Source organism: Mycobacterium sp. SMC-4 (assembly GCF_025263265.1).
GTDB lineage: Bacteria > Actinomycetota > Actinomycetes > Mycobacteriales > Mycobacteriaceae > Mycobacterium.
Map to the genome: position 1 here is coordinate 3327261 of NZ_CP079869.1, position 21770 is coordinate 3349030.

General features: G+C 68.3%; 20 protein-coding genes, 1 tRNA gene and 1 other RNA gene. 9 read left to right on the plus strand and 13 right to left on the minus strand.

The window, feature by feature from the left end:
* Positions 1 to 12: 12 nt before the first annotated feature.
* The gene (locus KXD98_RS15825; RefSeq protein WP_260759325.1) at positions 13 to 1794 is read right to left on the minus strand and encodes a fatty acyl-AMP ligase; all 1782 of its coding nucleotides are present in this window, start codon (positions 1792 to 1794) and stop codon (positions 13 to 15) included.
* 139 nt (positions 1795 to 1933) lie between these two features.
* Between KXD98_RS15825 and KXD98_RS15830 the strand changes: the two genes are divergently transcribed.
* On the plus strand, positions 1934 to 3466 hold the full coding sequence (locus KXD98_RS15830) for a CYTH and CHAD domain-containing protein (RefSeq protein ID WP_260759326.1): 1533 nt from the start codon (positions 1934 to 1936) through the stop codon (positions 3464 to 3466).
* Here KXD98_RS15830 and rnpB read toward each other — a convergent pair.
* The 3 genes from rnpB to KXD98_RS15845 all read right to left on the minus strand — a co-directional run bounded on the left by rnpB (position 3460) and on the right by KXD98_RS15845 (position 5484).
* Positions 3460 to 3896, minus strand: an RNA gene (gene rnpB / locus KXD98_RS15835) — RNase P RNA component class A. The two genes, KXD98_RS15830 and rnpB, sit on opposite strands and share 7 nt — an antisense overlap.
* 56 nt (positions 3897 to 3952) lie before the next feature.
* A complete protein-coding gene (locus KXD98_RS15840) occupies positions 3953 to 4570 on the minus strand; it encodes a bifunctional 2-polyprenyl-6-hydroxyphenol methylase/3-demethylubiquinol 3-O-methyltransferase UbiG (protein WP_260759327.1) in 618 nt (205 codons plus the stop codon).
* On the minus strand, positions 4567 to 5484 hold the full coding sequence (locus KXD98_RS15845) for an NAD(P)/FAD-dependent oxidoreductase (protein ID WP_260759328.1): 918 nt from the start codon (positions 5482 to 5484) through the stop codon (positions 4567 to 4569). Before KXD98_RS15845 ends, KXD98_RS15840 begins: the two co-directional genes overlap by 4 nt.
* Before the next feature lie 46 nt (positions 5485 to 5530).
* Here KXD98_RS15845 and KXD98_RS15850 point away from each other — a divergent pair, with 46 nt between their 5' ends.
* Entirely contained in the window at positions 5531 to 6109 is a 579-nt protein-coding gene (locus tag KXD98_RS15850; RefSeq protein ID WP_260759329.1) for a helix-turn-helix domain-containing protein, read from the plus strand.
* On the opposite strand, the gene KXD98_RS15855 is transcribed toward KXD98_RS15850, so the two are convergent.
* The 3 genes from KXD98_RS15855 to KXD98_RS15865 are packed head-to-tail and all read right to left on the minus strand — an operon-like array spanning position 6100 to position 9055.
* Entirely contained in the window at positions 6100 to 7197 is a 1098-nt protein-coding gene (locus KXD98_RS15855) for a bifunctional RNase H/acid phosphatase (RefSeq protein WP_260759330.1), read from the minus strand. The genes KXD98_RS15850 and KXD98_RS15855 overlap by 10 nt on opposite strands.
* A complete protein-coding gene (locus KXD98_RS15860) occupies positions 7194 to 7931 on the minus strand; it encodes a zinc ribbon domain-containing protein (protein ID WP_260759331.1) in 738 nt (245 codons plus the stop codon). Before KXD98_RS15860 ends, KXD98_RS15855 begins: the two co-directional genes overlap by 4 nt.
* On the minus strand, positions 7928 to 9055 hold the full coding sequence (locus KXD98_RS15865) for a Nif3-like dinuclear metal center hexameric protein (protein ID WP_260759332.1): 1128 nt from the start codon (positions 9053 to 9055) through the stop codon (positions 7928 to 7930). The genes KXD98_RS15860 and KXD98_RS15865 overlap by 4 nt, the downstream gene beginning before the upstream one ends.
* 94 nt (positions 9056 to 9149) lie before the next feature.
* Here KXD98_RS15865 and KXD98_RS15870 point away from each other — a divergent pair, with 94 nt between their 5' ends.
* From KXD98_RS15870 to KXD98_RS15880, 3 genes are read left to right on the plus strand one after another with little or no spacing between them, the layout of a single operon-like run.
* Positions 9150 to 9836 (plus strand): HAD hydrolase-like protein, encoded by a 687-nt coding sequence (locus KXD98_RS15870; protein WP_260759333.1) that lies wholly within the window; start codon positions 9150 to 9152, stop codon positions 9834 to 9836.
* Positions 9829 to 10320 (plus strand): low molecular weight protein-tyrosine-phosphatase, encoded by a 492-nt coding sequence (locus KXD98_RS15875; protein WP_260759334.1) that lies wholly within the window; start codon positions 9829 to 9831, stop codon positions 10318 to 10320. The genes KXD98_RS15870 and KXD98_RS15875 overlap by 8 nt, the downstream gene beginning before the upstream one ends.
* 2 nt (positions 10321 to 10322) lie before the next feature.
* Positions 10323 to 11144, plus strand: a complete 822-nt coding sequence (locus KXD98_RS15880; RefSeq protein ID WP_260759335.1) for an SURF1 family protein — start codon at positions 10323 to 10325, stop codon at positions 11142 to 11144.
* Here the strand turns inward: KXD98_RS15880 and KXD98_RS15885 are convergent.
* On the minus strand, positions 11098 to 12072 hold the full coding sequence (locus KXD98_RS15885) for a cobalamin biosynthesis protein (protein WP_260759336.1): 975 nt from the start codon (positions 12070 to 12072) through the stop codon (positions 11098 to 11100). The genes KXD98_RS15880 and KXD98_RS15885 overlap by 47 nt on opposite strands.
* 62 nt (positions 12073 to 12134) lie before the next feature.
* Between KXD98_RS15885 and KXD98_RS15890 the strand changes: the two genes are divergently transcribed.
* Positions 12135 to 13844 (plus strand): amidohydrolase, encoded by a 1710-nt coding sequence (locus tag KXD98_RS15890; protein WP_260759337.1) that lies wholly within the window; start codon positions 12135 to 12137, stop codon positions 13842 to 13844.
* Here the strand turns inward: KXD98_RS15890 and KXD98_RS15895 are convergent.
* The 5 genes from KXD98_RS15895 to KXD98_RS15915 form a co-directional block, all read right to left on the minus strand.
* Entirely contained in the window at positions 13841 to 14440 is a 600-nt protein-coding gene (locus KXD98_RS15895; RefSeq protein WP_260759338.1) for a PepSY domain-containing protein, read from the minus strand. The two genes, KXD98_RS15890 and KXD98_RS15895, sit on opposite strands and share 4 nt — an antisense overlap.
* Positions 14441 to 14480: 40 nt before the next feature.
* Positions 14481 to 14555, minus strand: a tRNA-Val gene (locus tag KXD98_RS15900).
* Positions 14556 to 14690: 135 nt separating this feature from the next.
* Positions 14691 to 15149, minus strand: a complete 459-nt coding sequence (locus KXD98_RS15905; protein ID WP_260759339.1) for a peroxiredoxin — start codon at positions 15147 to 15149, stop codon at positions 14691 to 14693.
* Between the two features lie 2 nt (positions 15150 to 15151).
* Positions 15152 to 15601, minus strand: a complete 450-nt coding sequence (locus KXD98_RS15910; protein WP_396881415.1) for a DUF3052 domain-containing protein — start codon at positions 15599 to 15601, stop codon at positions 15152 to 15154.
* An 83-nt stretch (positions 15602 to 15684) separates the two neighbouring features.
* A complete protein-coding gene (locus KXD98_RS15915) occupies positions 15685 to 16263 on the minus strand; it encodes a hypothetical protein (RefSeq protein ID WP_260759340.1) in 579 nt (192 codons plus the stop codon).
* Between the two features lie 193 nt (positions 16264 to 16456).
* Here KXD98_RS15915 and aceE point away from each other — a divergent pair, with 193 nt between their 5' ends.
* The 3 genes from aceE to KXD98_RS15930 all read left to right on the plus strand — a co-directional run bounded on the left by aceE (position 16457) and on the right by KXD98_RS15930 (position 21737).
* On the plus strand, positions 16457 to 19246 hold the full coding sequence (gene aceE, locus KXD98_RS15920) for a pyruvate dehydrogenase (acetyl-transferring), homodimeric type (protein ID WP_260759341.1): 2790 nt from the start codon (positions 16457 to 16459) through the stop codon (positions 19244 to 19246).
* A gap of 140 nt (positions 19247 to 19386) precedes the next feature.
* On the plus strand, positions 19387 to 20673 hold the full coding sequence (locus KXD98_RS15925; protein WP_260759342.1) for a CdaR family transcriptional regulator: 1287 nt from the start codon (positions 19387 to 19389) through the stop codon (positions 20671 to 20673).
* Between the two features lie 143 nt (positions 20674 to 20816).
* A complete protein-coding gene (locus KXD98_RS15930) occupies positions 20817 to 21737 on the plus strand; it encodes an ACP S-malonyltransferase (protein ID WP_260765232.1) in 921 nt (306 codons plus the stop codon).
* Positions 21738 to 21770: the final 33 nt, after the last annotated feature.

Genomic DNA, 21770 nt, shown 5'->3' on the forward strand with positions numbered 1-21770 from the left:
AGAGCGACCCTATTACAGCGTGCCGTCCAGATATCTGGCCCGGCAGGCCCGACGTGCGAGCTTGCCGCTGGTGGTGCGTGGAATGGTTCCTGCGGCAACCAGTTTGACCTCGGCGATGGGCAACGCGTGCTTTCGCGACACCGCCGCCCGAATCGCCTCGACGACGGGCCCGGCCTCGACACGGCCGGCCCCGGCCGCCCGTTCGGCGACGATGACCAGCGCCTCGCCGGTGGCGCCGGGCGCCGAGAATGCCGCCACGAAGCCGGTCCGCACGGCCGCGGAGGCCTGCGCGACGGTCGCCTCGATGTCCTGCGGGTAGTGGTTGCGTCCGTCGACGATCACCATGTCCTTGATGCGGCCGGTGATGTGCAGTTGACCGTCGATGTACACACCGAGGTCGCCGGTGCGTAACCAGTGCGCGCCTTCTGCGCACCCCTGCGCGTGGCTGCCCGCCGGTAGCCGCGTCTGCAGTTTGTTGACGAAGGTGAGCTCGGTTTCGTGGCGGCGTCCCCAGTAGCCGGATCCGATGTTGTCGCCGTGCAACCAGATCTCCCCGACCCGGCCGTCGGGAAGCTCGGCCTCGGTGTCGGGTTCGACGATGACCGCCCACTGGCTGCGCGCGACGTGACCGCAGGACACCTGAGCCACCGCGTCGGGATGGTCGGCCTCGACGCGCACGGCCCGCCCGGCATTGAGTTCGTGGCGGTCCAGGTGCACCGCTGTCGGCGCGGTATCGGCTGCGGTGGTGGACACGAACAGCGTCGCCTCGGCCATCCCGTAGGACGGCTTGATCGCGGTGGACCGCAGTCCATACGGCGCGAACGCATCGATGAACTTCTCGACTGACGCCATGCTGACCGGTTCTGAACCGTTGATCAGGCCGGCGACGTTGCTCAGGTCGAGGTGCTCACCTGCCGGCGGCCGGCCCCGCGAGGCGGCCAGTTCGAAGGCGAAGTTGGGCGCTGCGGCGAACATCGGCTTGTCGGTGGCGCCGAGCTCGCGGATCCACCGGTACGGGCGACGGACGAACGCCACCGGAGACATCAGGGTGATCTGCCCACCCGTCAGCGCCGGGAACATGATCATCAGCAGGCCCATGTCGTGGAACAACGGCAGCCAGCTGACGCTGCGGATGTCCCAGTCCAAGCCCACCGACATGATCATCTGCACGACGTTCGTGCAGGCCGACCGGTGGGTGATCTGCACACCCGCCGGGGTTCGGGTGGATCCCGAGGTGTACTGCAGGTAGGCGATTGCATCGGTGTCGAGCGGGACCGGATGAAAGCCGGCGCCGACGGAGTCGGGGACCGCGTCGACGGCGATCATGCGGGGCCGGCGATCCCGGGGCAGCGTGCGCAGGAACTCGCCGACGGCCTTCGCCGCGGAGGTGGTCGTCAGCACCACCGTCGGGAGTGCATCCCGCAGTACCGCTTCGAGCCGCTCGGCGTGCCCGGGCAGTTCCGGGGCGAACAGCGGCACCGCGATGGTTCCGGCATGGATTGCGGCGAAGAACGCCACCACGTAGTCGACGCCTTGGGGCGCCAGAATCGCCACGCGGTCACCGGCGCGGGTGAGGTGCTGTAGCCGACCTCCGATGGCGCGAAGCCGCGTCCCCAGCGCCGACCAGGTCAGGTCCACGGAGCGGTCGTGGTCGAAATCGAGATAACGGTAGGCCGGTTGATCACCGAACAACTCGACGTTGCGGTCGAGGAACGAGGTCAGTGTGACGCCCGCCGGGATCGCGATATCGCCATGGCGGTCGAGGTAATCCTCAAGCCTCATCTCTGGACTCATAAGAGCATTCTAAGAGCGGCCTTTACGAAATGCCGGTAAGGGGCGGCTCTCGGCAGCGGCGAGTCCTGTTTCGTGGGTTCGCATTCACCCCGCTATGGCAGGCTGGTGATCTTTCCGCCCGCGCGACACGAAGGTGACCATGGCCCCCGATCCGACCAAAACGTCCAGGTACATCGAGACGGAACGCAAGTTCGAGGTCGTCGAGAACACCGTGGCACCCTCATTCGCCGGTCTGTCGGCGGTGGCGCGGGTCGAGCGATCGCTGTCACAGTCACTCGACGCTGTCTACTTCGACACACCCGCCCGAGATCTGTCCCGGCACCGGATCACGTTGCGCCGCCGCACCGGCGGGACCGACGCCGGCTGGCACGTCAAGCTGCCGGCCGGCCCGGACAGTCGCACCGAGGTGCGTGCACCACTGGAAGACGATTCCGATGAGGCTGCCGACCGGGACCACACCCCCATCGTCCCGGAAGGTATCCGCGATGTTGTGCTGGCGATCGTGCGGGACAAGACGCTGACGCCGGTGGCGCGTATCAGCACCGTGCGCACCGTGGAGACGCTTTACGGTATCGACGGTGCTCAGCTTGCAGAGTTCTGCGACGACGAGGTCAGTGCCAGCGCCGAGGGCGGCGAGGAGGTGCGCTGGCGCGAATGGGAACTGGAACTGGCGCCGGGCGCGGACCCGGACCTGTTCGACCGCTTGACCAATCGTCTCGTCGACGCCGGGGCACAGCCGGCAGGCCATGGCTCCAAGCTGGCCCGGGTGCTTTCGGCCGAACCAGCTGCCGAGCAAACCCCCGCCCCCGCCGATCCCTTGCATCGGGCCATCGCCGGTCACGTGACCGAGTTGCTGGAATGGGACCGCGCCGTGCGTGCCGACGTCGAGGACTCCGTCCACCAGATGCGGGTGACCGTCCGCAAGATTCGCAGCCTGCTGCAGTCGTCGGAGGGCAGTTTCGGCATCACCGATGACGACTGGGTGCTCGACGAACTGCGTGAGCTCGGCGCGGTGCTCGGGATCGCCCGCGACGCCGAAGTGCTCGCCGAGCGTTATCAACGCGCCCTTGACGCACTTCCGGCCGACGAGGTGCGCGGTCCCATCCACGCGCGCCTGGTCGAAGGAGCGCAGAAGCGATACCTGACCGGCTGGAAACGGTCGCTCACGGCCATGCGTTCACCGCGTTACTTCCGACTGCTCGACGCACTCGAGGCGCTGGCGGTCACCGAACCTGGGTCGGTCGGCCCACAAGCCGGAAAGACCGAAGATCAGGTCGAGTCGGCCTATCGCCGGGTCCGCAAGGCCGTCAAAGCGGCTCGGGCAGCGGCCGAAGGCGCCGAGGTCGACGGGCCCGAGGCCGACGAGGCCCTGCACCGAATCCGCAAGCGCGCCAAACGTCTGCGCTACACCGCGGCGGCCACCGACAGCACCAAGGTCGCCGACCGCGCCAAGACCGTCCAGTCGCTGCTCGGCGATCACCAGGACAGCGTGGTCAGCCGCGCCCACTTGATTCGACAAGCCGAGTTGGCCCACGCCGCCGGCGAGGACACGTTCACCTACGGCCTGCTCTATCAACAGGAACGCGACTTGGCGCACCGCTGCGAAGACCAGCTCGACGCCGCCCTGAAGGGTCTCGACAAGGCGGTCGCCAAAGCCACGAAGGGCGGATGAGCCGGCCTGTAAGCCGGATTCTGTTCCTCGTCACCATGTCTGGTGACAAGGCGGCGACCATCCATCTGGGCACACCGTCGCCGGGTGCCTCGAGCGGCCTACCCGCAGGCTCGGGCGAGCAGCCCTCGAGCGCCTGCGCTGCCGCGCCCTCCACGCGGCATTCTTGGCCTTGCTTCGGGTGGGGTTTACCAAGCCGTTCCGGTCACCCGGAACGCTGGTGCGCTCTTACCGCACCGTTTCACCCTTACCTCCGCGACGGCCATAAGGCCGAGGCGGAGGCGGTCTGTTTTCTGTGGCACTTTCCCGCGAGTCACCTCGGATTGCCGTTAGCAATCACCCTGCTCTGTGAAGTCCGGACTTTCCTCGAACCAGTGACGGCCTTTATCCCCCATCCGGCCAGTCCATGGTCCGCGGCCGCCCGGCCAGCTCATCCGCGTTAACAAGGTAGCCGGTCAAGGTTGATTTCGGGTAACGAATGCGACGCTCTCAGCGGCGCCGCAGCACGATCAGGTTGTCCAGCAGCACCGCCGGCTCGCCGTCGGGTGCCACGGCGGCGCGTTCGACCGCCCCGGCGTGCACCCGCTGCCATTGCGCGTCATCACCCACCGCGGCGAGCGTCTCGTCGACGGTCGGAAAGACATGGTCGTGCACGTGCCGGGCCCACGGCGGAGCGGCGCCGTGGTCGACGATCAGCAGCGTGCCGCCCGGGCCCACCGCAGCCGCGGCGGCACCGAAGATCCGCTGGCGGTCCAGGTGCACCGGGGATTGCAGAAACTGCGCTGACACGAGATCGAACAGGCCCTGCGGCATGGCCTCGGACAGATTCGCCTGCCGGAACTCGATGCGCTCGGCGACTCCCCGTGCGGCAGCCTGGGCGCCGGCACGTTGCAGCGCCGTGTCGGAGATGTCGACTCCGAGTACCTGCCAGCCGTGTTCGGCCAGCCAGATCGAGTCGGCGCCCTCGCCGCATCCGAGGTCGAGCGCCCGTCCGGGCGGCAACGGTTGCGCGACGTCGGCGAGCCACCGGTTGACCCGGCCGCTCCACCTTTGGGCGCGCTCGCCGTACAGGTTCTCCCAGTGTTGCTTGACGTTGACGACTGTCATCGTGTCTCCTCCATCAGGCTGCGGACCACGGATGCAGCCGCACCCGAGCCCGCGGCGATCGCAGCTGCCACTTGCGGCTGCTGTGCGCACACATCCCCGGCGGCGAACACTCCGGGCACCGAGGTCTGGAACATCGGGTCGACCTCGATCGCTTCTGCCGAAACCGGTCCCGGCGCAGCGAATCTGACACCGAGTTGGGCAGCCAGCGGCGTGCGCTGATACAGCGTGCTCGATACCAGCAGTCCCCGGCGCGGCAGTCGGCTCCCGTCGGCGAACTCCACCGCGGTCAGTTCGCCGTCCTCGGCGAGGACCCGCGCCACCGGGCGTTCGTCGACGCGGACACCTGCGAGGTCCAGACGTGACCGCGCGCTGCCGTCGATCAGCGGTGACCCATTGGTGAGCAGCACCACATCGGAGCTCCAACCCTGCACCAGCACGGCCTTGTGCACCGCGGCCTCGCCGTCGGCGAGGACTCCCAGCGGCTGGTCGCGGACCTCCCATCCGTGACAGAAGGGGCAGTGGAACACCGAGGCGCCCCAGAGTTCCTGCAGGCCGGGTACATCCGGGTAGTCGTATCGCATGCCCGTGGCCAGCAATAGCCGCCGTGCCCGCACGCGGATACCGTCGGCCAACGCGACGCTGAACCCGCCCTCGTACGGCTTGGCGCCCACGACTTCACCCTGACCCACCGTGACCGAGGGGTACCGGTTCAGCTCGCGGCGGCCCTGCGCGTAGAGCTGTGCCGGTGCGACACCATCGAAACCGAGCAGCCCACCGATGCCATGGGCGGAAAGGTTGCTCTGCGCACCGGCATCGACGACCAGGGTGTGTCGCCTGGCCCGACCGAGGACGAGCGCTGCACTGAGACCGGCGGCTCCGCCGCCGACGATCACACAATCCCAGGTCTTCTCCATGCCACGAGCTTGCCCACAATCGGCCTCCTTGCCAAGATTGCTTGCTATGGAGGCAAATGAGGATTTCGACGCGCGGGTTCGCCGGCGGCTGCGGCAACTCCGACAGCAGCGCGGCATGACGCTGGAGGATGTCGCCGGCCGGTCCAATATCGACATCTCGACGTTGAGCCGGCTGGAATCGGGCAAGCGGCGCCTGGCACTCGATCATCTCCCCCGCCTGGCCACGGCGTTGTCGGTCAGCACAGACGAACTGCTCGCGCCGCCGGTCGTCGAAGATCCCCGGGTGCGGGGCAGCGCGCACACCCGCGACCAGATCACGTTTCTGCCGCTGACCGGAAATGGACCCGCCGGTGGGCTACACGCCTACAAGATTCGGATCAGCGCGCGCCGCCGCAAGCCGCCGCCCGAACTGCCGGTGCATGAGGGCTACGACTGGATGTATGTGCTGTCGGGCCGGATGCGGCTGCTGCTCGCCGACCGCGACTTCACCATCGATCCCGGTGAGGCCATTGAGTTCTCGACGTGGACGCCGCACTGGTTCGGTGCGGTCGACGGCCCGGTCGAGGCGGTCGCGCTGTTCGGCCTGCAGGGCCAGCGGGTGCACGTGCACAGCGATCAGAGATAGTCGGTCTGGTTGACCAGTCGCACCGAGGCGGCGCCGTCGGGATAGAACTCCGCGATCGACAGCGATGCGAGGTCCAGATGTAACCGGTACAGCACCGAAGGGCCGGCGCCGAGGGCCATCCGCAGCAGCGTCTTGATCGGCGTCACATGCGAAACGACGAGCAGTGTCTGCCCGGCACGGTCGGCCGTCATGCGCTGCTGCATGCGTTGTACGCGGCGGGCAACCGCGTCGAAACTCTCGCCGCCCGGCGGCGCCACGGCGGTGTCGCCCAGCCACCGGCGGTGCAGTTCCGGGTCGCGCTCGGCGGCCTCACCGAACGTCAATCCCTCCCACGCACCGAAATCCGTCTCGATCAGGTCGTCGTCGACCTCGACGTCGAGGTCGAGCGCCTTGGCCGCAGCGGCAGCGGTGTCGTAGGCCCGCTGCAACGGCGAGGCCACCACGGCATCGATACCGCCCTTACCGGCCAGGTACCGGGCAGCCGCCTCGGCCTGCCGGACACCGAGTTCGGTCAGTTCCGGGTTGCCCCGGCCCGAGTAGCGCCGGCGCACCGAGAGCTCGGTCTGGCCATGACGCAGCAACAACAGCCGCGTCGGCGCCCCTTGGGCGCCGGTCCAGCCGGCCGGGTTGGTCACCACGCGCGTCGTCGGAGTCTGCGTCGTCGGAGTAGTCTCCCCTGCCGCGACCGCCTCGTTGTCCATCGCGGCATTGGCCAGGCCGTCGGCATGACTGTTCTGCGCCCGCGGAATCCACGTATAGGTGACGTGGCTGAAACCACCGGCCAGCTGCTGGGCCTGTTCGTGCAGCGCGGCGAGGTCAGGGTGTTTGACCCGCCAACGGCCCGACATCTGTTCGACCAGTAGCTTGGAGTCCATCCGGGCCTCCACCTCGGTGGCGCCCAACTGCTCAGCGGCCTGCAGCCCGGCGATCAGCCCTCGGTACTCGGCGACGTTGTTGGTGGCATGCCCGATGGCCTGCTTCACCTCGGCAAGAATCGCGCTGCGATCGTCGGACCAGACCACCGCGCCGTAGCCGGCCGGACCCGGGTTGCCGCGCGAACCGCCGTCCGCCTCGACGATCACCTTCACGCCTGATATCCCTTGACCCGCAACAGGATCGCCGAGCATTCGGGGCAACGCAGCACGTCGTCCTCAGCGGCCGCGGCGATACGCGCCAGCTCACCTTTGTCGATCTCGATCCGGCACGCGCCGCACCGCCGGCCCTGCAGGGCGCCCGCTCCGACGCCGCTGCGGGCGCGTTGACGTTCGTAGAGTGCCAGCAGCGCCTCATCGATCTGGGCGGCCAGAAGCTCACGGCGCGAGGTGGTTTCCTCTTGCTCGCGGGCCAGCTCGGCGCGGGCATCGTCACACCGGCGCTGGGCCGCGTCGTGGGCGCTCTGCAGGTCCTCGACGGCTTGCCGCTGCCGCCCGATCTCGGTATCGAGTTCCTCGCGGCGCTCCATGACCTCCAGCAGCGAGTCCTCCAGGCTGGCTTGGCGGCGCTCGAGGGTCTCGAGTTCGTGTTGCAGCTCGGTGAGCTGTTTGGCGTCGACTGTGCCGCCGGCCAGCAAGGCCCGATCGCGGTCTTCGCGTTGGCGCACTCCGTCGATCTCGTTCTCGAACTTCGCCACATGGGCGTCGATGTCCTCCAGCGCCAGTTGCGACACCGCGAGCGCGTCGCCGGCCTGGCGTAGTGCGGTGTGGGCCGCTGCCAATTCAGCTGCTTCGGCGAGGTTCTTGCCACGGTGGGCGATGCGGCTGAGCCGGGCATCCAGCTCGGACAGCTCCAGCAATGATCGCTGGTGGTTGACATCGGCTTTCACGAGCAGTCTCCCTCGATGTTCCACGGGTCGGTACGCACATCGGACACCGTGACCGGCAGTTGCGCACCGAACCGCGTGCGCAGCACCTCGGCGGCCTGGCCGCACCAGGGTTGCTCGCTGGCCCAGTGCGCGACGTCGACCAGAGCCACGTCACACACCCGGCGGTGTTCGTCGGCAGGATGATGACGCAGATCTGCGGTGAGGTAGGCCTGCACCCCGGCGGCGGCGACCTCGCCGAGCAGAGAGTCACCGGCGCCGCCGCAGACGGCGACCCGGGAAACCATGGCCGCGGCGTCACCGCTGGCACGAACTCCCCAGGACGTCGCGGGTAGCGCTTCACGGACGCGAGAAACGAACGCCGACAACGGTTCCGGAGCGGGCAATGTCGCGATGCGACCAAGACCCACGTCAGCTGGCGCACTCTGCAGCGAAATGATGTCGAACGCGGGTTCCTCGTACGGATGGGCCGAGCGCAGCGCGCCGTACACCACACCGCGGCGCCCGGCCGGAGCCACCATCTCGACCCGGTCCTCGGCGACCCGCTCGACGGTGCCGATCGTCCCGATAGCCGGCGCAGCTCCGTCATGCGGCAGGAACTGCCCGGTGCCCGGCGCACTCCAACTGCACTGCGAATAGTCGCCGATCTGCCCGGCCCCGGCGGTGAACATCGCCGCTCGCACGGTGTCGGCGGCCTCGGCCGGCACAAACACCACCCACTTGTCCAGCGCCGGGCCCGCGGGCACCGGCGAGAGCACGTCGCAGACCTGCAGGCCCAGCGCCTCGGCCAGTGCGTCGGAAACCCCCGGTGCGGCGCTGTCGGCGTTGGTGTGCGCGGTGAACAGCGCCCGGCCGGTGCGGATCAGCGAGTGGATCAACGCGCCCTTGGCGGTGTCTGCCGATACCGAGTCCACCCCGCGCAGCAGCAGCGGGTGGTGAGCCAGCAGCAGACCGCGGTCGGGCACGGCCGCGACCACCTCCGCGGTGGCGTCCACCGCGACGGTCACCGAGTCGACGGGTTCCGACGGGTCACCGCACACCAGCCCGACCGAATCCCAGCTCTGCGCCAGTGCGGGCGGATAGGCCTCGTCGAGCACGTCGATGACGTCGCCGAGCCGCACCGTCATCGCCTCACCTCGCCGAACTCGCTGGACTGGTCCACCATTGCCACGACACTAGTGCGCCGGTTCGAGCCGGTGGACATTGCTGGACAATGGGAGCGTGACCGAGACGCTCGACAGTGCCCGCAACCTCACCCCGGTGCGCCGAGGCGACCTGGTGCTCTTCGACCTGGACGGCACGCTGACCGATTCCGCCGAAGGCATCGTCGCCAGTTTCCGTCATGCACTGCAGGTGGTGGGCGCCCCGGTTCCCGACGGTGACCTGGTCAGCCGCATCGTCGGGCCTCCTATGCACGTCACGCTGGGCCAGCTCGGCCTCGGCGAACGCACCGACGAGGCGATCGCGGCCTATCGCGCCGATTACCTCAGCCGCGGCTGGTCGATGAACCGCCCGTTCGTGGGGATCGCCGAACTGCTGGACGATCTGCAGACCGCCGGAGTTCGGATGGCGGTGGCCACGTCGAAGGCCGAACCCACCGCCGCACGCATCCTGGCCCACTTCGGCCTGGACGCCTGTTTCGAGGTGATTGCCGGAGCCAGCATCGATGGCACCCGGGCGCACAAGGCCGATGTGGTGGCTCATGCGCTGGCCGCGCTGAGCCCGGTACCCGACCGGGTCACGATGATCGGCGACCGGTCCCACGACGTCGAGGGTGCCGCCGCGCACGGTATCGGCACCATCGTGGTGGGCTGGGGATATGGTGCCGCGGACTTCGCCGAGTCTCCCGGCGGTGCGCTGGCCCACGTCGCCACGGTCGCAGAGCTGCGCGAGGTGCTGGGTGTCTGAGCTGTTGCACGTCACCTTCGTCTGCTCGGGCAACATCTGCCGCAGCCCGATCGCCGAGAAGATGTTCGCCCATCAGGTCGGGCAGCGAGGGCTTGCCGAGCTGGTCCGGGTGACCAGCGCCGGCACCGGGCACTGGCACGAAGGAGAGCCCGCCGACCGCCGTGCCGGGCACGTCCTGCGCGAGAACGGCTACCCCACCGCCCACCGGGCGGCCCAACTCACCGACGACCACCTTTCGGCAGACATGGTGATCGCGCTGGGCCGCAACCATCTACGCTTCCTGCAGCATGCTGGGGTGCCGGGTGAACGGCTGCGACTGCTGCGATCCTTCGACCCGCGATCCGGTGCCCATGCGCTCGACGTCGAGGACCCCTACTACGGCACGCAGGGCGACTTCGACGAGGTGTTCACGGTGATCGAGGCCGCGCTGCCGGGACTGCACGACTGGGTCGACGAGCAGCTGGCGCACCGGAAGGTCAGCTGAGCGTGCGCCGTTTCACATTCCTGCTCCAGCCCCAGTGGCTGGCGCTCTACGTTGTGGTCATCGCGTTCGCCTACCTGTGCTTCACCGTGCTGGCGCCGTGGCAGCTGGGCAAGAACACCACGACGTCGCAGCGCAACGACCAGATCGCGCGCTCCCTGGACGCCGAGCCGACGGCGCTGACGAGCGTGCTGCCCCAGCAGGATTCGAGCATCGACGACGAGGAGTGGCAGCGGGTCACCGCGACCGGCCGATACCTGCCCGAGGCGCAGGTGGTGGCTCGGTTGCGTCTGGTCGAGGGCGACCCTGCCTACGAGGTACTGGTGCCCTTCGTCGTCGAGGACGGCCCGACGGTGCTCGTCAACCGGGGTTTCGTGCGTCCGGTGGGCGGCTCCGGCGTGCCCGAGATCGCTCCCGCTCCGGCCGAGACGGTGACGATCACCGCGCGGCTGCGTCACTCCGAGGCGCTGGCGCAGAACCGGGCGCCGTTCGTCGCCGACGGGGCCCAGCAGGTGTACTCGATCAACACCGAACAGATCTCGGCGCTCACCGGGGTGCCGTTGACGTCGGCGTACCTGCAGCTGGTCGACGATCAGCCCGGAGGCCTGGGCGCGATTCCGTTGCCGCACCTCGACGCCGGACCGTTTCTGTCCTACGGGATTCAGTGGATCGCGTTCGGCGTGATCGCCCCACTTGGCGTGGGCTACTTCGTGTACTCGGAGATCAAGGTGCGCCGGCGCGAGAAGGCGCTGGCACGCGACGCCGATGACCGGGGTGAACTCAGCGCCGAGGAGAAGCTCGCCGACCGCTACGGCAGACGGCACTGACCCCCACCGCGAACACCGCCGCGGACAACTGCACCGCCCGCGACAGCCGCACCGCGCGCGACAGGTCGGCCACCTCGGGCCGCCGGCCCTCCCCGAGTGTCGGCCGGATCTCAAGCTGGTGGGCGTACTGGGTTGGGCCGCCGAGCTGCACCCCGAGCGCGCCGGCGAACGCAGCCTCGGCCACCCCGGCGTTCGGGCTGGGATGTTTGGCAGCGTCGCGCCGCCACGCCCGCCACGCCGCCGCCGGTGAGCCACCCACTAACGGGGCACACCCGACCACCAGCAACCCGGTGACGCGCGCTCCGACCAGATTGGCCACGTCGTCGAACTTCGCCGCGGCCCAGCCGAACCGGGTGTAGCGCTCGGAGCGGTGACCGATCATTGCGTCGAGGGTGTTCGCGGCGCGGTAGACCAGCACACCGGGCGCACCGGCCACGCTGACCCAGACCAGCGGCGCGACCTGGGCGTCGGAGGTGTTCTCGGCGATGGACTCCAGCGCCGCGCGGGTCAGGCCCGCCACGTCGAGCGCGCGCGGGTCGCGTCCGCACAGCGACGGCAACAGACGCCGTGCGGCCTGGACATCACCGGCGGCCAGCAGCGCCGCCATCTGATGTCCGGTGCGGCACAGCGACGTCCCGCCCAGCGCAACGAACGTCGCGGCGGCCACCCACGCCATCTCTGCCGGCGGTCCCCGCCGAGCACTACAGCGCTGCACGACCGTCGCGGCGGCAGCCACGGCTGTCAACAGGCCCGCGGTGTACACAATTCCGGCGCTGCGGTTGTCGCGGTAAACGCGCTGTTCCGCAGCGGCTGCGGCGGTCCCGAACAGCGCCACCGGGTGCCCGCGTTGCGGATCGCCGAAGGCAGAGTCGGCGATTGCCGCGGCAGCGATGCCGGCCGAGCGACCCAGACCAACCCACACGGACATCCCCGCAGCGTCTCACAGCGCATTCGGCCACCGCCGCGAGGCCAGGCTGCCAGACTGTCGGCATGGCAGACCTGATCCTGTCCGCCGCAGCGATCGTCACGATGGACGAGCAGGTACCGCGCGCACAGGCGGTCGCCGTCTCGGACGGTCGGATCGTGGCCGTCGGAAGTGTCGACGAGTGCCGGGCAGCGCTGCCCGGTGCCGACGTCCACGACACCGGTGTCGCGGTGCTTGCTCCGGGCTTCGTTGAGCCACACGGACATCCCCTCATCAGCGGGGTGGCGACGCAGGCCCCGGCCCGATCCATCGCGCCGTGGGATGCACCGACGTGGAGAGATGTGGAGCAGATCTTCACCGAGGCCCTGCGCAGCACCGACACCGCGACCCCGTTGTGGTTCGCGGGTTTCGACGCCTTGCTGCACGGACACCCCGCGCCGCGCGCTGACGAGCTGGATCGCATCTTCGGCGACCGGGTTGCGGTCATCACTGACAACTCCGGTCACGGCGTGTACTTCAACTCGGCGTTGATCCGGCGCTACGGCTGGGACGCCGACGCGCCGGCCGACCCGGTCGCGTCGCACTACGGACGCACCGCCGACGGTGCACTGAACGGACAGGGTTTCGAACTGCCGGTGGTGACCGCGGTGACCGGGCCGCTGATGGCAGAGATGGGTGATCCGCTGTTGTCGGCCGCCCGGTACTTCGCGCTGATGGCGCGCGGCGGCTACACCTCCACTTCGGACATGACCTACGACCCGAAATTCGCTGCGGGTTACGAGGCCCTCGCCGCGACACCGTCATGTCCGCTGCGGGTCAGCATGTGGGAGATGTCAATCAGCGAAAGTTATGCCGAACCAGCAACTTTCACAGCCGGCGAAGCGTGGCTGACCAAATCAGGTGTGAAGTTGTGGACCGACGGCTCACCGTGGGTGGGCAACATCGCCATCTCGTTTCCGTACCTGGACACCGAGGCCACGCGCCGTGCCGGCATCGACCCGGCCACCGCAGGTGGTGTGGACTCGATGAACTACGGCCGTGAGCAACTCGATGCGATCCTCGACAAGGCAGCACCGGCCGGATGGCAGATGGCGTTTCACGCCAATGGCGACCTGGCGCTGGACCTGGCGCTGGACGCCTACGAAGACGCGCTGGGCCGCCATCACCTGCTCGGCAGCGACCATCGCTGGCGGCTCGAGCACTGCGGCGCGGGCACCCGCGCACACTTCGACCGGGCCGCGCGCCTCGGCGTGCACGTGTCGCTGGCACCGTTTCAGTACTACTACTGGGGCGATCTGCTCGACGGCGCGATGTTCGACACCGAGCACGGTGCGCGCTGGGCGGCGTTCGCCGACGCTGTCGATTCCGGGGCGTGCGTGTCGCTGCACAACGACGGGTCGGTCTCACCGCCGACACCGGTGGTCAACATCGCCACCGCGGTCACCCGGCGCACCCGGGCCGGTGGGGTGCACCGACCTGATCAGGCGATCCCGCTGGAGCAGGCCTGGCGGGCGCAGACCATCGACGCCGCCCGCACGCTGCGTCGTGAGCACCTTGTCGGTTCGATCACGCCGGGCAAGTTGGCCGATTTCGTCGAGTTGAGCGCCGATCCGTGGGCGGTGGCACCCGAGGCGCTGATCGACGACATTCAGGTGACGGGAACCTGGTTGGGCGGCAGACGAATCGATCTGGGCGAGTTCCTCGGCGCGGTCGGCGGCGCCGACAATGCCGAGCACTCGCATCTGGCCGAGCGCAAAGCCACCGGCTGCTGTTAGCGGATACTGCCGTCCTGCGCGTCGACCTTGACCTCCACCTCGGATCCGTCGGCCCGCACCAACTCCACTTTCCAGACCAATTGGGCGCCGTCGGCGTCGATCTCGAGCTCGTCGAGGAACGTGTCCGGCTCGCGGTCGGCCGCGGTCTGCAGCGCGCGTGCCGCATCGACGGTGGCCGCCTCGGCTCGGCGGGCGTCGTCGTCGGGGCTGTCCTGGCGCGTCGAAGACAGTATCCGGGTGCCGGCGGCGTCGACGATGACTTCGAACTCGTCGCCCTCGGACGCCACTTCGATCTCGAATACGCGCTGCCCGTCCCGGGTCTCGACCTGCACGTCGTAGGGGCGTCCGTTCGGAACAACTGCTGCCGAGGTGCGCAACGCTTCCTGGGCAGCCGGTACGGGCAGCCCGGGTCCACCCGGTGTCGGTGGGAGGGGCAACGTCTCGGTCGTCGTCGCAGCCGGTGCCGGTGCGGTCGCGGTGACGGTCTCGGTGACCACCGACTCAGTGGGGGTGTCACCGCCCTGCCCGCACCCGCTGACCGCCAGGGCGAGACTGGCCGCACTGATCACTGCCAGGGACTTGCTGCGCGGCGTCATGCCTGCCCTTTACCCGGCGGCGTCGTCGACGAATCCTGCGTGGTGGGCGCGGACGGTATCGAACCGCCGACCGCTGGTGTGTAAAACCAGAGCTCTACCACTGAGCTACGCGCCCGATCCCGGGCAGGCTACACGCCGCCGGGTGGTATCCGGAAATTGTCACCGCCGACCGGGCCACCTCCACCGAGAGTGAATCCTGGGCGGAAAAACGGCCGATTTTCCGCCGCTATCGCACGCTCGGCGACTGAACTCAGCCCAGCGCCGCCAGCGCACCCGCGAACACCGCCGCGTCGCGCTCCTCCCCCGGCTGGCGGCAGTCGGCGAAGCGCACCGTCCCAGTTCGGTCGACGGCGAAGGTCCCCCGGTTGGCGAAGCCCGACGCATCGTTGAACACCCCGTAGTCCTGGCTGATCGCTCCGTGCGGCCAGAAGTCCGATAGCACCGGGAAGCTGAATTCGCGCTGGGTGGCCCAGACCTTGTGCGTCGGCGACGGTCCGACCGAGATGGCCAGCGTGGCGAGCCCGTCGTTGACGAAATCGGATGCGTGGTCGCGGATGTGGTCAAGTTCGCGCTGACAGATACCGGTGAACGCCAGCGGGAAAAAGACCAGCAAGACGTCTTTCACACCGCGGAAGCCGCTGAGGGTGACCGGCTGATTGTTCTGGTCCTTGAGCGTGAAGTCCGGCGCGCTGTCGCCGACAGCGAGCACCCTCAGGCCCGCCGGCCGGCGGCCTTGGACTTCGGTTGCACCAGTCGACTGGCGATCCAATCACCCAGATTCGCCGACGAGGTCTGCATCAGCCCCGCGGTCGGAGCCGATTCGGCGATTTCGGCGGGCTGCACGTGACCCGGCTTGCCGGTCTTGGGAGTGACGACCCAGATGACACCGTCGTCGGCCAGTGGGGTGATGGCGTCCATCAGCTTGTCCACCAGGTCTCCGTCACCGTCACGCCACCACAGCAGCACGACATCGACGACCTCGTCGGAGTCCTCATCGAGCAGGTCCCCACCGGAGGCATCCTCGATGTCAGCCCGGATGTCGTCGTCGGTGTCCTCGTCCCAGCCCAACTCCTGGACAATTTGCTTGTTTTCGATGCCCAGTCTGCGGGCGTAGTTCGGGGGGTCACCCGCCGACACCACGGTCAGTCCTCCTTCGGTCATTGCCGCGCGCACCGTGCGCTCGGCCACATACGCGCTCTATCGTCGCACGCCATCGGTGTCCGGCACGCCATGTAACGGCAGGTTCATCGGTACGCCGCGTCGCACCGGTCCAACGCGAGGGTCTTGGAATCGTTCAAGCGCGCGATCGCGGCGTTGATCTCGGCGACGGGATAGTTGCCCGCGATTGCGCTCGCGACCCCGCGCGCAGCCTCGATCCAGCTGGTGAGGGCGTCGCGCAGGTCCGCCGGCAGCGCCTCGGACATCGCCGCGACCACCCCGTCGGCGCTGTTGTTCAGCGCGTCGACGGCCGGACCGACTTGGACGCCGGCCCGCGGCGGATCCGTGTTGAGCGCATCGACGAACGTGTTGACCGCACCGACCGCCTCCGCACTGCTGGAGCTCATCTCCTCGCAGGAGAGCCGGATCGCCTCGGTCCGCAGCACCTCCTGCCGTTGGGCCTCGCGGGCGCGGGAGCTGGCTGCCGACGCCGCGACCGATGCCGACACCGAGGACCGGTACTGCCGGGCTTCGCTGTCCGAGGCTGCCGCGTCCCCGGCGGTGATGTGCGTGCACCCCACCACGACCATGGTCAGTGCGGCCAGAATTCCGGCGACGAAGGCGACGAGCCGCACCCGGGGGGCGCTCAGCCAACCGATCAGCACGGTGCCAGACGTTACCTTTTCACCTGGCGATTCACCTCGGTCTTGGCCACTGCCAAACCACGTTGACCGCACTACTGCCACCCCGCGGCGCGGATGGGGCAGGATTGGACAAGGATAGGAACTGCGCGTGCCACCTGAGCACACCCACTCGGACTGGCGCGGGCATACCCCACCGCCTAACAAGGAGCGGAAGTTGACCACCGAGTTCGTGCGCCAGGACCTGGCCCAAAACTCCAGCAGCACAGGCGAACCCGACCGCGTTCGGGTCATCCGGGAAGGTGTCGCGTCGTATCTTCCCGACATCGACCCCGAGGAGACCGGCGAGTGGCTGGAATCCTTTGACGACCTGCTCGAGCGCTCCGGGCCGGCCCGGGCGCGTTACCTGATGCTGCGGTTACTGGAGCGTTCACGGGAAAAGCGCGTGGCCATCCCGGCGCTGACCTCCACCGACTACGTCAACACCATCCCGACCGAGCTGGAGCCGTGGTTCCCCGGCGACGAGGAGGTCGAGCGCCGTTACCGGGCGTGGATCCGGTGGAACGCCGCGATCATGGTGCACCGGGCGCAGCGTCCGGGAGTGGGCGTGGGCGGGCACATCTCGACGTACGCGTCCTCGGCCGCCCTCTATGAGGTCGGTTTCAACCACTTCTTCCGCGGCAAGAGCCACCCCGGGGGCGGAGACCAGATCTTCATCCAGGGTCACGCGTCTCCGGGTATCTACGCGCGCGCCTACCTGGAGGGGCGGCTCACCGCCGACCAGCTCGACGGCTTCCGCCAGGAACACAGCCACCCCGGTGGCGGTATCCCGTCCTACCCGCACCCGCGGCTGATGCCCGACTTCTGGGAGTTCCCGACGGTGTCGATGGGCTTGGGCCCGATCAATGCCATCTACCAGGCGCGGTTCAACCATTACCTGCGCGACCGCGGCATCAAGGACACCTCCGGCCAGCATGTCTGGGCGTTCCTCGGCGACGGCGAGATGGACGAGCCGGAAAGCCGCGGTCTGGCCCACGTCGCCGCCCTGGAGGGCCTGGACAACCTGACGTTCGTGGTGAACTGCAATCTGCAGCGCCTGGACGGCCCGGTACGCGGCAACGGCAAGATCATCCAGGAGTTGGAGTCGTTCTTCCGCGGCGCCGGCTGGAACGTCATCAAGGTGGTCTGGGGCCGCGAGTGGGACGCACTGCTGCACGCTGACCGCGACGGCGCGCTGGTCAATCTGATGAACACCACTCCCGACGGCGATTTCCAGACCTACAAGGCCAACAACGGCGGCTACGTTCGCGACCACTTCTTCGGACGTGACCCGCGCACCAAGGCGCTTGTCGAACCGATGAGCGACAAGGAGATCTGGAACCTCAAGCGCGGCGGCCACGACTACCGCAAGGTCTACGCGGCCTACCACGCGGCGCTCGAGCACAAGGGCCAGCCCACGATCATCCTGGCCAAGACCATCAAGGGTTACACGCTGGGCAAGCACTTCGAGGGCCGCAATGCCACGCACCAGATGAAAAAGCTTGCGCTGCAGGACCTCAAGGACTTCCGCGACGTGCAGCGCATTCCGATCAGCGACCAGCAGCTCGAAGACAATCCCTACCTGCCGCCCTATTACCACCCTGGCCCGGAGGCGCCCGAGATCCGCTACATGCTCGACCGCCGGCGGGCGCTGGGCGGTTTCATCCCCGAGCGCAGGACGAAGTCCAAAACGCTGTCCCTGCCCGGCCGCGATACCTACAAGGCACTGAAGAAGGGGTCGGGCAAGCAGGAGGTGGCCACCACCATGGCGACCGTTCGGACGTTCAAGGAGCTGTTACGGGACAAGAACATCGGGTCACGCATCGTCCCGATCATCCCCGACGAGGCCCGCACCTTCGGCATGGACTCGTGGTTCCCCAATCTCAAGATCTACAACCGCAACGGTCAGCTCTACACCTCCGTCGATGCCGAACTGATGCTGGCCTACCGGGAAAGTGAAGTCGGTCAGATCCTGCACGAGGGCATCAACGAGGCCGGCTCGACGGCCAGCTTCACCGCCGTCGGCACGTCCTATGCGACGCACAACGAGCCCATGATCCCGATCTACATCTTCTACTCGATGTTCGGTTTCCAGCGCACCGGTGACGCGTTCTGGGCCGCGGCCGACCAGATGGCCCGCGGGTTCGTGCTCGGCGCCACCGCCGGTCGAACCACGCTGGTCGGTGAGGGGCTGCAACACGCCGACGGGCACTCGCTGCTGCTCGCCGCGACCAATCCGGCGGTGGTCTCGTATGACCCGGCATTCGCCTTCGAGATCGCCTACCTCATCGAAAGTGGTCTGACCCGGATGTACGGGGAGAACCCGGAGAACATCTACTTCTACCTGACCATCTACAACGAGCCCTACGTGCAGCCCGCCGAACCGGAGAACCTCGATGTCGAAGGTCTGTTGCGGGGTATCTACCGCTACCAGCCGGCCGGGCAGAAGCGCAGCAACGTCGCGCAAATTCTGGCCTCCGGCGTGGCGATGCCGTCGGCGCTGAAGGCCGCCGAGCTGCTCGCCGAGGAATGGGATGTCGCCGCGGACGTGTGGTCGGTGACCAGTTGGGGTGAACTCAACCGCGACGGTGTGGCCATCGTGAAGGAGGCGCTGCGCCACCCGGACAAGCCGCCCGCCACCCCGTATGTCACCGAGGTGTTGGCCCAGACCGCCGGACCGGTGGTCGCGGTCTCGGACTGGATGCGCGCGGTGCCCGAGCAGATCCGGCCGTGGGTGCCCGGCACCTACATCACGCTGGGCACCGACGGGTTCGGTTTTTCCGACACCCGCCCGGCAGCTCGCCGGTTCTTCAATACCGATGCCGAGTCGGTCGTGGTCGCGGTGCTGCAGGGGTTGGCCCGCGACGGCAACCTCGACATGTCGGTAGCCGTCGAGGCCGCCAAGAAGTACGAGATCGACGACGTGATGGCGGCACCGGAGCAGACGTCGGACCCCGGAGTCGCGTAGGCGACGACATTCGGCCCGCGAGTCGCGTAGGCGACGACATTCGGCCCGCGAGTCGCGTAGGCGACGACATTCGGCCTGCGAGTCGCGTAGGCGACGACAGCTTGGAGGTTTCTGCCAGAAGGTAGGCGTAGCTTTTAGGGATGGCCGACAATCGGTTCGTCCCGCCTCGCTCAACGGTGGAGATGCTGGAGAACGTCCCGGAGTCGGCGCTGCGCCGACTCAAGCAGTACTCGGGGCGGCTGGCCACCGAAGCTGTCCAGGTGATGGGCGAGCGGCTGCCGTTCTTCGCTGAGTTGGAGGCCTCCCAGCGGGCCAGCGTGCAGCTGGTGGTGCAGACCGCGGTGGTCAACTTCGTCGAGTGGATGCGCAACCCCGACGGCGATGTCAGCTATACCGCGCAGGCCTTCGAGGTGGTGCCGCAGGATCTGCGGCGGCGCATCGCGCTGCGCCAGTCGGTCGAGATGGTGCGCGTGACGATGGAATTTTTCGAGGAAGTGGTCCCGCTGTTGGCGCGCAGTGAGGAGCAGTTGACCGCGCTGACCGCGGGCATCCTGCGCTACAGCCGTGACCTCGCCTTCGCCGCCGCTTCGGCCTACGCCGACCAGGCCGAGGCGCGCGGCGCGTGGGACACCCGGATGGAGGCCAATCTGGTCGACGCGGTCGTGCGCGGCGATGTGGGCCCCGAGCTGCAGTCCCAGGCCGCGGCGCTGAACTGGGACGCCACCGCCCCGGCCACCGTCATCGTCGGGCTGCCCCGACACGAGCGGGCCGAGTTCGCCGGTGACGACGTGCACGCGGCGGCCGGTCGCCACAACCGTGCTGCGCTGTCGGATGTGCACGGCACCTGGCTGGTGGCGATCGTCTCCGGGGGCCTGTCCCCGACCGACCGGTTCCTCGCCGATTTGATGAAGGTGTTCGACGACGGCCCGGTGGTGATCGGGCCGACCGCCCCCACGCTCGCGGCGGCCAGTCGCAGCGCCACCGAGGCCATCGCGGGCATGAATGCGGTCGCCGGCTGGACCGGCGCGCCCCGGCCGGTTCCGGCCCGTGAGTTACTGCCCGAACGGGCATTGCTCGGTGATGCGACCGCAGCTGCGGCGCTCGAAGCCGAGGTGATGCGCCCGCTGTCCGATGCCGGTCCGGCGCTGATGGAGACGCTGGATGCCTACCTCGACGCGGGCGGAGCGATAGAAGCTTGCGCACGGAAATTGTTCGTTCATCCAAATACCGTCCGTTACCGGCTACGCCGGATCGCCGATTTCACCGGCCGCGATCCCACCGTTCCGCGGGACGCGTACGTGCTCCGGGTGGCCTCGACAGTCGGCCGGCTGACCCGCCAAGCCCAGCAGAGCACAACGCAGTTCACGCAGTCCGGGCAGCTCAACGGTGTTGCGTCCGTCACAAAATGGGGCGGTAATCCGGAATGACATGTTTCGCCGCGGTATCGATGGCGTCGCATCACATGCGTTTTTGTGGGAGTCCCACAAAAACATAAGAAAGAGTTCATAGTCTCTTACACCGGGCAAAACCGTCTTCACAATGTTTTCTTAAAGACGTGTCCGACAAAACTGTGCTTGCATTCCTCGCGCCCGGACAGGGTTCTCAGACACCCGGCATGCTCGCCGAGTGGCTTGAGCTCGCCGGCGCTGCGGAACGCATTGCGTCGTGGTCGGAGATCAGCGGACTGGACCTGGGCCGGCTCGGCACCACCGCCACCGCAGAAGAGATCACCGACACCGCGGTGACCCAGCCGCTGGTCGTGGCTGCCACCCTGCTGGCGCACCAGGAACTACTCTCCCGGGGCGTGCTCACCGGGGACGAGGAGATCCTCGCCGCCGGGCACTCCGTCGGTGAGATTGCCGCCTACGCCATCGCCGGGGTCATCTCCGCAGATGAAGCGGTCTCGCTGGCCGCGACCCGCGGCGCCGAGATGGCCAAGGCATGCGCCCTGGAGCCCACCGGGATGTCCGCCCTGCTCGGTGGCGACGAGAACGAGGTATTGGCCCGCCTGGAGGCCTTGGATCTGGTCCCGGCCAACCGCAACGCCGCAGGACAGATCGTGGCCGCGGGTGCCCTGGCGGCGCTGGAGAAGCTGGCCGAGGACCCGCCGGCACGCGCCCGGGTTCGTCCGCTGGCCACCGCGGGCGCCTTCCACACCCAGTACATGGCGTCGGCCCTGGACGGGTACGCCACCGTGGCCGACCGGGTCAACCCGTCCGAGCCGACGGTTACTCTGCTTTCCAACGCCGACGGCCGTCCGGTGTCGTCGGCGGCCGACGCGATGGCCAAGCTCGTCGCCCAGATGACGCGGCCTGTCCGCTGGGACCTGTGCACCGCCACCATGAAGGAACACGGCGTCACCGCGATTGTCGAGTTCCCGCCCGCGGGCACCCTGACCGGCATCGCCAAACGTGAACTTCGGGGGGTTCCGACGCACGCCGTCAAGTCCCCCGCTGACCTGGACGGGCTCGCGGAATCGCTCCGCAGCTGACCAGTGAACACCACGCACGACCAGCTCGATCAC

Excerpts from the sequence above, each read along its gene's own strand:
- KXD98_RS15825 (WP_260759325.1), bottom strand. The coding sequence starts at position 1,794 with ATGAGTCCAGAGATGAGGCTTGAGGATTACCTCGACCGCCATGGCGAT.
- KXD98_RS15830 (WP_260759326.1), top strand. The coding sequence starts at position 1,934 with ATGGCCCCCGATCCGACCAAAACGTCCAGGTACATCGAGACGGAACGC.
- KXD98_RS15840 (WP_260759327.1), bottom strand. The coding sequence starts at position 4,570 with ATGACAGTCGTCAACGTCAAGCAACACTGGGAGAACCTGTACGGCGAG.
- KXD98_RS15845 (WP_260759328.1), bottom strand. The coding sequence starts at position 5,484 with ATGGAGAAGACCTGGGATTGTGTGATCGTCGGCGGCGGAGCCGCCGGT.
- KXD98_RS15850 (WP_260759329.1), top strand. The coding sequence starts at position 5,531 with ATGGAGGCAAATGAGGATTTCGACGCGCGGGTTCGCCGGCGGCTGCGG.
- KXD98_RS15865 (WP_260759332.1), bottom strand. The coding sequence starts at position 9,055 with ATGACGGTGCGGCTCGGCGACGTCATCGACGTGCTCGACGAGGCCTAT.
- KXD98_RS15885 (WP_260759336.1), bottom strand. The coding sequence starts at position 12,072 with ATGTCCGTGTGGGTTGGTCTGGGTCGCTCGGCCGGCATCGCTGCCGCG.
- KXD98_RS15890 (WP_260759337.1), top strand. The coding sequence starts at position 12,135 with ATGGCAGACCTGATCCTGTCCGCCGCAGCGATCGTCACGATGGACGAG.
- KXD98_RS15895 (WP_260759338.1), bottom strand. The coding sequence starts at position 14,440 with ATGACGCCGCGCAGCAAGTCCCTGGCAGTGATCAGTGCGGCCAGTCTC.
- KXD98_RS15910 (WP_396881415.1), bottom strand. The coding sequence starts at position 15,601 with ATGACCGAAGGAGGACTGACCGTGGTGTCGGCGGGTGACCCCCCGAAC.
- KXD98_RS15925 (WP_260759342.1), top strand. The coding sequence starts at position 19,387 with ATGGCCGACAATCGGTTCGTCCCGCCTCGCTCAACGGTGGAGATGCTG.